Origin of the sequence: Salinarimonas sp., from assembly GCF_046292825.1 — a bacterium.
Taxonomy (GTDB): Bacteria; Pseudomonadota; Alphaproteobacteria; order Rhizobiales; family Beijerinckiaceae; genus Salinarimonas.
Map to the genome: position 1 here is coordinate 1 of NZ_JBKBQG010000086.1, position 7,687 is coordinate 7,687.

Genomic DNA, 7,687 nt, shown 5'->3' on the forward strand with positions numbered 1-7,687 from the left:
ACCGATCCGTCATCGTCGCCTGCGCCCGCAAGCTCCTCGTCCAGATCAACGCCGTCCTCGCCAGGGGCACCCCATGGGTCGAAAATGCCGCGTGAATATTAGTTGCTTCCCCTCCGGTCGCTTCGCGACCTCCGGCCGGGGATGACACGAATCGCGGCAGATTCCCCCCGCAAGCGTGGCGCAAGCGGGGATGTGCATGGTTTTCGCCGCTCGTGCAGGGGTGCGGGCGCGTCGCGGAGCCGGCTCGGATGTGGGACGATCTGCCCTATTCGCCCTTTCACGTGAACCGGCGCGGCGCCGAGCGGCTCGCGGCGTGCCTGCCCGCGCGCGTCGTGCTCGCGGACGGCAGCTCGCATGTCGCGGAGACGGTCGACATCTGCGCGGACGGGGTCGGGCTCGTCAGCGACGCGGCGGTGGCGGAGGGCGAGGTCGTGACCTGCCTCGTCGCGCAGATCGGGCTCGCGACCGGCGCCGTCGCGCGGCTGACGATGGAGGGGTTCGCGGTCTCCTTCGATCCGGAGGGGCGTCGCGACCGGGCCCGCGCGCTCGCCTGGCTCGAGGAGGCGCTCGAGGGCACGCGCAGCGATCTGCGCCGCGCCGAGCGCCATCTGCCGCCCCCCGGCCCGATCGATTTCAGCGTCGGCGAGCGCCCCGCGACCCCGGTGACGCTCGTCGATCTCTCCTTCGGCGGCGCGCGGCTGCGCACGGACACGCGCCCGGCGCTCGGCACCCGCGTGAAGCTCGGGCCTCTGTCCGCGCGCATCGTCCGCCACACCGAAGACGGCGTCGCGATCGCGTTCACGGACAGCTGAGGATCGGCGGGCGCTTCGGCGGGTGATGCTCGGCGTTGCCGGGGCGCCGTTCTCCATTTCCTGCGTGTTTGGAAATCTCTCGAACGCTGTCATCCCGGGCCGCGAAGCGGACCCGGGACCCATAACCTCGACGACAAGTCCGAGCGCGCATGCCGCGCTCGCTGCACTACCGTGCAACATCGATCGTCGGAGAAACGCAGCCTATAGGCTGCGACTGACAGGTCGTGGGTATGGGTCCCGGATCGCCTTCGGCGTCCGGGATGACACCGCAACGAAAGATTTTCGAACTTCGAGGGGAGGGAGGGCCCGCTCCGACCTCACGACGTGCGGTCCCCTGGGCCCCCAAGCGGCAGGCGGATCGTGGTGCGGGTGCCGTCGGTTCCGGTCGTCTCGACGCTGCCGCCGATCTGGCGCACGAGGCCCTCGACGAGGCGAAGCCCGGAATTGCGGCGGCGCTCGCCCACGCCGGGCAGGCCGATGCCGTCGTCGGCGATTTCGAGGAGCGCGCTGCCGTCCTCGCGGCGCAGGCTCACGCGGATCGTGCCGCTGCGCCCGTCGGGGAAGGCGTGCTTGACCGCGTTGGTGACGATCTCGACGAGGATCAGCGCGAGCGGCGTGCCCTGCTCGATCCCGATCTCGACGGGCTCGGCCGTGCAGATCGTCGCGATGCCGCGCTCGGGCGGCACGATCGCCGGGTTGGTGCAGACCGCCTGCACGAGGTCGGCGAGGTCGAGCCGCGCGACGGTGCCGGAGACGTGGAGGAGGTCGTGCACCTCCGCGATCGCCCAGATCCGGTCCTCGATCTCCTTGACGGCGGCGGGGTCGCTGCCGCGCAGCCGCGCGCGCAGGAGGAGTTGCACCTGTTGGAGATTGTTCTTCACGCGGTGGTGCATCTCGCGCAAGAGCGTCTCGCGGAAGGCGGCCGACTTGCGGGCCTCCTCGTAGAGCGAGCGGTCGAAGGCCGCCTCCCGCGCCGCCGCCTCCGCCGCGAGCCGGCGGATCGCCTGGCCCGAGACCACGAAGCCGGCAAGCGCGATGATGCCGAACAGCGCGACGCCGATGCCGATCCGCCGCGTCCATCGCCCGTGGACCTCCCCGGTTTCGATGCCGAAGATCGCGGCGATCGGCAGCCCGTCGACCCGCGTGTGGGCGTAGATGCGGGCGATGCCGTCCGACATCGCGACCGTCTCGTAGACGCCCTCCCGCGCCTGCGCGATCGCCTGCATGGGGATCGAATCGGGCTGGAGCAGGACCGGGGGGAGGTCGGCGCGGCTGCGCACGATCACCTTGCCGTCCTCGCGCAGGAGGCCCGGCGTCTCGCCGGGGCCGGCGATCCGCTCGAAGAAGCCGGTGATCGCCTCGACGCGGATCGTCGAGACGACGATGCCGGTGAAGCTCGCGGTCTCGATCACGCGCGCGATCACGAGCGCGTCCGTCTCGTCCGAGATGAGCCGCACGCGATCGACGAAGACCTGCGTCGGATCGGCCGTGAGCGCGCGAAAGTAATCGCGGTCGGAGACGTCGAGCCCGATGATCGCGGCCCGGCTCGCGGCGAGGATCGTCCCGTCCATCGCGATGAGGCCGAGCGAGAGCACGTAGTCGGAGGCCTCGACGAGGCGCGCGAAGCGCTGGTGGAGGAGGGCGAAGGCGTCCGGCCCCAGCTGCGCGGGCGCCGCGAGTTCGGTCAGGTCCGCCATGCGATCGAGGACGGCGCTCTGCGTCTCGACGATGCGCAGGGTGTATTGCGCGAGGAGCTGGGCGTTCTGGAGGGCGTAGGCATCCGCCGCCGCGCGCTCCTGCCGGTAGGTGACGATCGCGACGACGACGAGGACGATCAGCGGGACGACGAGGCTGCCCCAGCGCAGGAGCACCAGAGGGTGGCGCAGGTCGAGCGGGCGCTTCTTCGCGGGCGCACCGACTTCGGGCGCGTCGGGGCGGGGCGCGAGATCGTCGCGTGCAACCGTCTCGGTACCAACGCGTTCCGCCACGCCCGACCGCCCCGCATCGTGCCCCTGCACCGTCGCGGGACACTAGCAGGCGCCGAAGACCCGCGCCAACGCTTTCGCGACGACGCGGGCAAACGACGATGCAACGAGGTATCGTCCCTCTCCTGTCCCTCGGAGTTTGAAATTCTTCCGTTGCGGTGTCATCCCGGACGCCGAAGGCGATCCGGGACCCAGAACCACGACGTCTCAGTCGCAGCCTGTAGGCTGCGTTTCTCCGACAGGCGCCACCCGAAGGTAGCGGAACGAGCGCGGCATGCGCGCTCGGATTTGTCGTCGAGGTTATGGGTCCCGGGTCCGCTTCGCGGCCCGGGATGACAACCTTCGAAAGATTCACAGGCTCTCGAGGGCAAGCTCTCGAGGCAAAACGGATGGGGCGTCGGGCGCCGCCGAACGTAAGGCGCTCTACGACGACGCCCCTTCGCCGCGTTCCGCGTCGAAAAACTCCATCCGACCCGTCGCCTTCGGCGCCGGGCCACCTTCCCCTGAGGGGAAGGAGAGCGCGGCGCCTCGAGGGTATCAGGCGGCCTTCTTGTTGGCCGCCTGCTCGGCGAGCTTGGTGAGGAGGTCGTCGGTCTTCTTCTCCTCGGCGAGCGTCTCCTCGAGGAGCTTGACCGCGTCGTTCATGCCGAGCTGCTTCGCCCAGGTGCGCAGCGTGCCGTAGCGGGCGATCTCGTAATGCTCGATGGCCTGGGCGGTGGCGATCACGCCGGCGTCGAGGGCGGGGCTGTCGGAGAAGTCCTCCATGACCTCCTTCGCCTCCTCGATCAGGCCCTGCATGGCCTCGCAGGGCTTGCCGCGGGCGGACTTGCCGACGATCTCGAAGATCTTCTCGAGCCGCTCGACCTGCTGCTCGGTCTCCTCGCGGTGCTTCTCGAAGGCCTTCTTGACCTCGTCGGTCTCGATCGCCTTGATCATCTTCGGATAGGCGCGGATCGCCTGCTTCTCGGCGTGGTAGACGTCCTTGAGCATGTCGATGAAGAGGTCGTCGAGGGATTTCTGGGTCGCCATCTCGTGCACTCCGTTGAGCTGGTGCTTGTTCGTGGGGTGCACAACACGAGCGCCGCCGCCGGGTTCCTGGCAGGGTTCCCGGCGAGGTTCCCGGCGAGCCCCTGCGGCAGCGCGTGCTCTGCGCGCTCGGGAACCGCGGGGGGCGGAGCCGGTTCCCCGGCGACCCCCGCACGTCAGGAGCCCCGCCATGCACATTCCGCCGATCGAGCGTCAGACCATCGTCGTCACCGGAGCGACGAGCGGCATCGGGCTCGCGACGACGCGCCATCTCGCGCGGCTCGGCGCGAAGCTGGTGCTCGCCGCGCGCAACGAGGACGCGCTGCGCCAGCTCTGCGAAGAGCTCGAGCGCGCCGGGACGCAAGCGACCTACGTCGTGGCCGATGTCGGCCTCGAGAAGGACGTCGAGGCGATCGCGCTCTCCGCCCGCCGCCGCTTCGGCGGGTTCGACACCTGGATCAACAATGCGGGGGTCGCGATCTACGGGCGCATCGACGAGGTCGACACCGCCGACATGCGCCGCCTCTTCGAGACGAATTTCTGGGGTTCGGTCTACGGCTCGCGCGCCGCGATCCGACATTTCAAGGCGCGCGGCGGGGGCAAGCTGATCAATATCGGCAGCGTCCTCTCCGACCGCGCGATCCCCCTGCAGGGGATCTATTCGGCCTCGAAATTCGCGATCAAGGGTTTTACCGAGGCGCTGCGCGCGGAGATGGACACCGAGCCCTTCGACATCTCGATCACGCTGATCAAGCCCGCCGCGATCAACACGCCCTACAAGGAGCACGCGAAGAACTATCTCGATCGCGCGCCCCAGAACCCCGACCCCGTCTACGCGCCCGAAGCGGTCGCGGAGGCGATCGCCTATGCCTGCGAGCACGACATCCGCGATCTCGTGGTGGGCCTCGGCGGCAAGGCTCTCGTCTCGATGGCGGCGCTCGCCCCGCGCACGGCCGATCGGGTGATGGGCTACGTGATGCCGTGGATGCAGAAGTCGAGCAAGCCGGCCGGCCCGCGCGAGGATCATGCGCTCTACCGCCCGGGTCGCGACCTCTCGACCCGCAGCCATTATCCCTACACGTTCGAGCGCAGCCTCTATACCCGCGCGCGGACCAATCCGGGGGTGACGACGGCCGTCGCGCTCGCGGCCGGCGCCGGGCTTTTGGCTCTGGGGCGCCTCACGGGTGCGATGGGTCCGGGGCGCGATGCAGCCGTTCGGCGGCGGCGGAGCCGCTGAGGGAGGCCCCGGGGCGCGCGCGCTCCCAGATCTCCTCGATCGCCTCGACGATCAGGTCGGGGCGGGCGTGCTGGACCATGTGGCCGACCCCCGGCGCGATGCGCAGCGTCGCGTCCGGCAGCGTCTCGGCGAGGGGGACGCCGTGGAAGCGCGGATAGGCGATCTGGTCGCGCTCGCCGGCGATCACCGCGACCGGCACGTCGATGCGCGGATAGCGCGGGCTCATCGCCGCGACGGCGGGGACGAGGGCCATCAGGTCCTCGGCGGTGGCGGCCATGTGGTCGCGCCGCAGCATCATCTCGGTCGGCACCGCGCGGCGGAACGCGTCCGGCACCCGCTGCGGCGCGAAGCAGAGCGCGACCATCGCAGGCACGAGCAGCCGGTAGAGCGGCTGCAGCATCGCCTCGTAGAGCGCGGGCCCGATCCCCGGCAGCGCAGGCAGCATCATCGGCGCGAGATCCGCGCGCGGCACGGGGAAGGCGACGCCGCTCGCGAAGACGATGCCGGCGATCTCGTCCGGGAACAGGCTCGCATAAGCGAGAACCACCGTCGCGCCGAAGGAATGGCCGACGAGCACCGGCCGCTCGACGCCCATCCGATGAAGCGCCTCGCGCAGCACGCGGGCCTGCTCGTCGGGCGTGCCCATCCGGCGCGGGCGGCTGCTGAAGCCGTAGCCCGGCCGGTCGACCAGGATCACGCGCGCGTCGCGGGCGAGCATGTCGGGGACCGGGCTCGCCGCGAAATCCTGCAGCATGGTGAGCGCGCCGTGCACGAGGACGACCGGCCGTCCGGAGCCGCGCGAGACGACGTGCAGGCGCACGCCGCGCGCCTCGACGAAGCGCCCCTCGACGGAGTAGCGCCGCTCGACGCGCGCGATCCGCCGGCGCGTGTCCCAGACCGCCGCCCCGAGCCCCAGAGCGGCGCCTGCCGCGATCAGTGCCGTTCCTGCCTTCATCGCCCGTGATCCTCTCCGCTCGCATCGCCCTCTGCGCGACGCAACAAGGACGCGGGCGGCGGGTTCCCCGACGGCTCGGCGGGGGAACCCTCGCGCCGCCCTCCCGTTGGCGAAGCTCGGATGCAACGACGCGAGGAGGAGGAGCGGCATGGACGCGAGACGGGGAAGCTATTCGAGCGTGCCGACGGCGCATGTCGCCCGGGCCGGGGTGTTGGATTCGCTCGCGATGCTCGCCGACGTCGCCCTGCCGACGCTCGCCAAGGGCATCATCGTGCGCCGGCCGCACATGGTCGGGCTCGCCGAGCGGCTCGGCACCGACGGGCGCGCGGTGCGCCGCCTGCAGAAGCTGCGCGCGCGCTACGGCCCCGGCCCGCTGATCTTCCCCGTGCCCGGCCGTCCGCAGGCGGTGATCCTCGATCCCGACCAGGTGCGCCCGATCCTCGCCGCCGCTCCCGACCCGTTCTCGCCGGCGACGATGGAGAAGGCGAGCGTGCTCGGCCATTTCGAGAAGAACGTCTCCCTGATCTCCTATCCCCCCGAGCGCGCGGCGCGGCGGCGCTTCAACGCGATTGTGCTGGAGGAGGGCTGCCCGGTCCACTCGACCGCGGCGCGCCTCGCCCGCATCGTCGAGGAGGAGGTCGACACGATGCTCGCGCAGGCCGGCGAGCGCCTCTCCTGGGACGATTTCGCCACCGCCTGGTACATGATCGTGCGCCGGCTCGTCCTCGGCGACGGCGCGCGCGACGACCACACCCTCACCGACATGCTCGCCGATCTGCGCTACGCCTCGAACTGGGGCTTCACCCATCCGGGCTATCCGCGGCTCGAGCGGCGCTTCCACGAGCGGCTCGGCGCGCATATCGAGCGGGCGGAGCCGGGTTCGATCGCCGAGCGCGCCAAGACCTGCGGGCGCGAGCTCGACGTGCCGGCGACGGACCAGCTCGCGCACTATCTCTTCGCCTACGATCCCGGCGGCATGACGGCCTTCCGCACGATGGCGCTCCTCGCGACGCATTCGGACGCGATGGCCCGTACCCGGCGCGAGCTCGCCGAGGTCGGACCGGGCGGGAGGGCGCGGCTCTCCTATCTGCGGGCCTGCGTGGTCGACACCCTGCGGCTGTGGCCGACGACGCCGGCGATCTTCCGCGAGACCCTGCGCGCGGTGGAATTCGACGGCGGCAGCCTGCCGCGGGGGACGCACGTGATGATCTTCGCCCCCTTCTTCCACCGCGACGAGGAGACCCTCTCCTTCGCCCACCGCTTCGCGCCGGAGATCTGGATCGACGGCGCCGAGATCCCCGATCTCCCCCTCGTCCCCTTCTCGGACGGGCCCGGAATCTGCCCCGCGCGCGACCTCGTGCCGATGACCATTTCGATGGCGATCGCCGAGATCCTCGCGCGACGCGACATCCGCCTCGAGCAGGCGGGTCGCCTCTCGGATCGGCGGCCCATCCCGCCGATCCTCGACAATTACACGCTGAGCTTCGCGCTCCATCGGCGCTGAGGCGTCGACACGGGCCGCAAACGAGAAAAGCCGCCCTCCGGGACCGGCCAGCCACTAGGGAAAATGTTGAAGCTGCGGACGCGTTAAAGGGCTTCCGCAGCTAGTTGTGTTTGTTCATCATTTTCCTTTTCGCAGGCAGGGCACCAAGCGCAATTGACGTGCTTATTC

6 protein-coding genes are annotated in these 7,687 nt (G+C 70.5%); 3 read left to right on the top strand and 3 right to left on the bottom strand.

What is annotated here, in order from left to right:
* Positions 1 to 248 precede the first annotated feature (248 nt).
* A complete protein-coding gene (locus ACK4UM_RS20745) occupies positions 249 to 812 on the top strand; it encodes a PilZ domain-containing protein (protein ID WP_409802911.1) in 564 nt (187 codons plus the stop codon).
* Between the two features lie 317 nt (positions 813 to 1,129).
* Here the strand turns inward: ACK4UM_RS20745 and ACK4UM_RS20750 are convergent, their stop codons facing one another.
* The gene (locus ACK4UM_RS20750) at positions 1,130 to 2,800 is read right to left on the bottom strand and encodes a sensor histidine kinase (protein WP_409802914.1); all 1,671 of its coding nucleotides are present in this window, start codon (positions 2,798 to 2,800) and stop codon (positions 1,130 to 1,132) included.
* A 534-nt stretch (positions 2,801 to 3,334) separates the two neighbouring features.
* Positions 3,335 to 3,826 (bottom strand): ferritin-like domain-containing protein, encoded by a 492-nt coding sequence (locus tag ACK4UM_RS20755; RefSeq protein WP_409802917.1) that lies wholly within the window; start codon positions 3,824 to 3,826, stop codon positions 3,335 to 3,337.
* A 187-nt stretch (positions 3,827 to 4,013) separates the two neighbouring features.
* Between ACK4UM_RS20755 and ACK4UM_RS20760 the strand changes: the two genes are divergently transcribed.
* A complete protein-coding gene (locus tag ACK4UM_RS20760; RefSeq protein WP_409802919.1) occupies positions 4,014 to 5,060 on the top strand; it encodes an SDR family oxidoreductase in 1,047 nt (348 codons plus the stop codon).
* On the opposite strand, the gene ACK4UM_RS20765 is transcribed toward ACK4UM_RS20760, so the two are convergent.
* Complete coding sequence (locus ACK4UM_RS20765; RefSeq protein WP_409802923.1) at positions 5,002 to 6,015, bottom strand: alpha/beta fold hydrolase; 1,014 nt, start codon at positions 6,013 to 6,015, stop codon at positions 5,002 to 5,004. The two genes, ACK4UM_RS20760 and ACK4UM_RS20765, sit on opposite strands and share 59 nt — an antisense overlap.
* Positions 6,016 to 6,163: 148 nt before the next feature.
* Here ACK4UM_RS20765 and ACK4UM_RS20770 point away from each other — a divergent pair, with 148 nt between their 5' ends.
* Positions 6,164 to 7,519 (top strand): cytochrome P450, encoded by a 1,356-nt coding sequence (locus tag ACK4UM_RS20770; RefSeq protein ID WP_409802927.1) that lies wholly within the window; start codon positions 6,164 to 6,166, stop codon positions 7,517 to 7,519.
* The last annotated feature ends 168 nt before the right edge of the window (positions 7,520 to 7,687 follow it).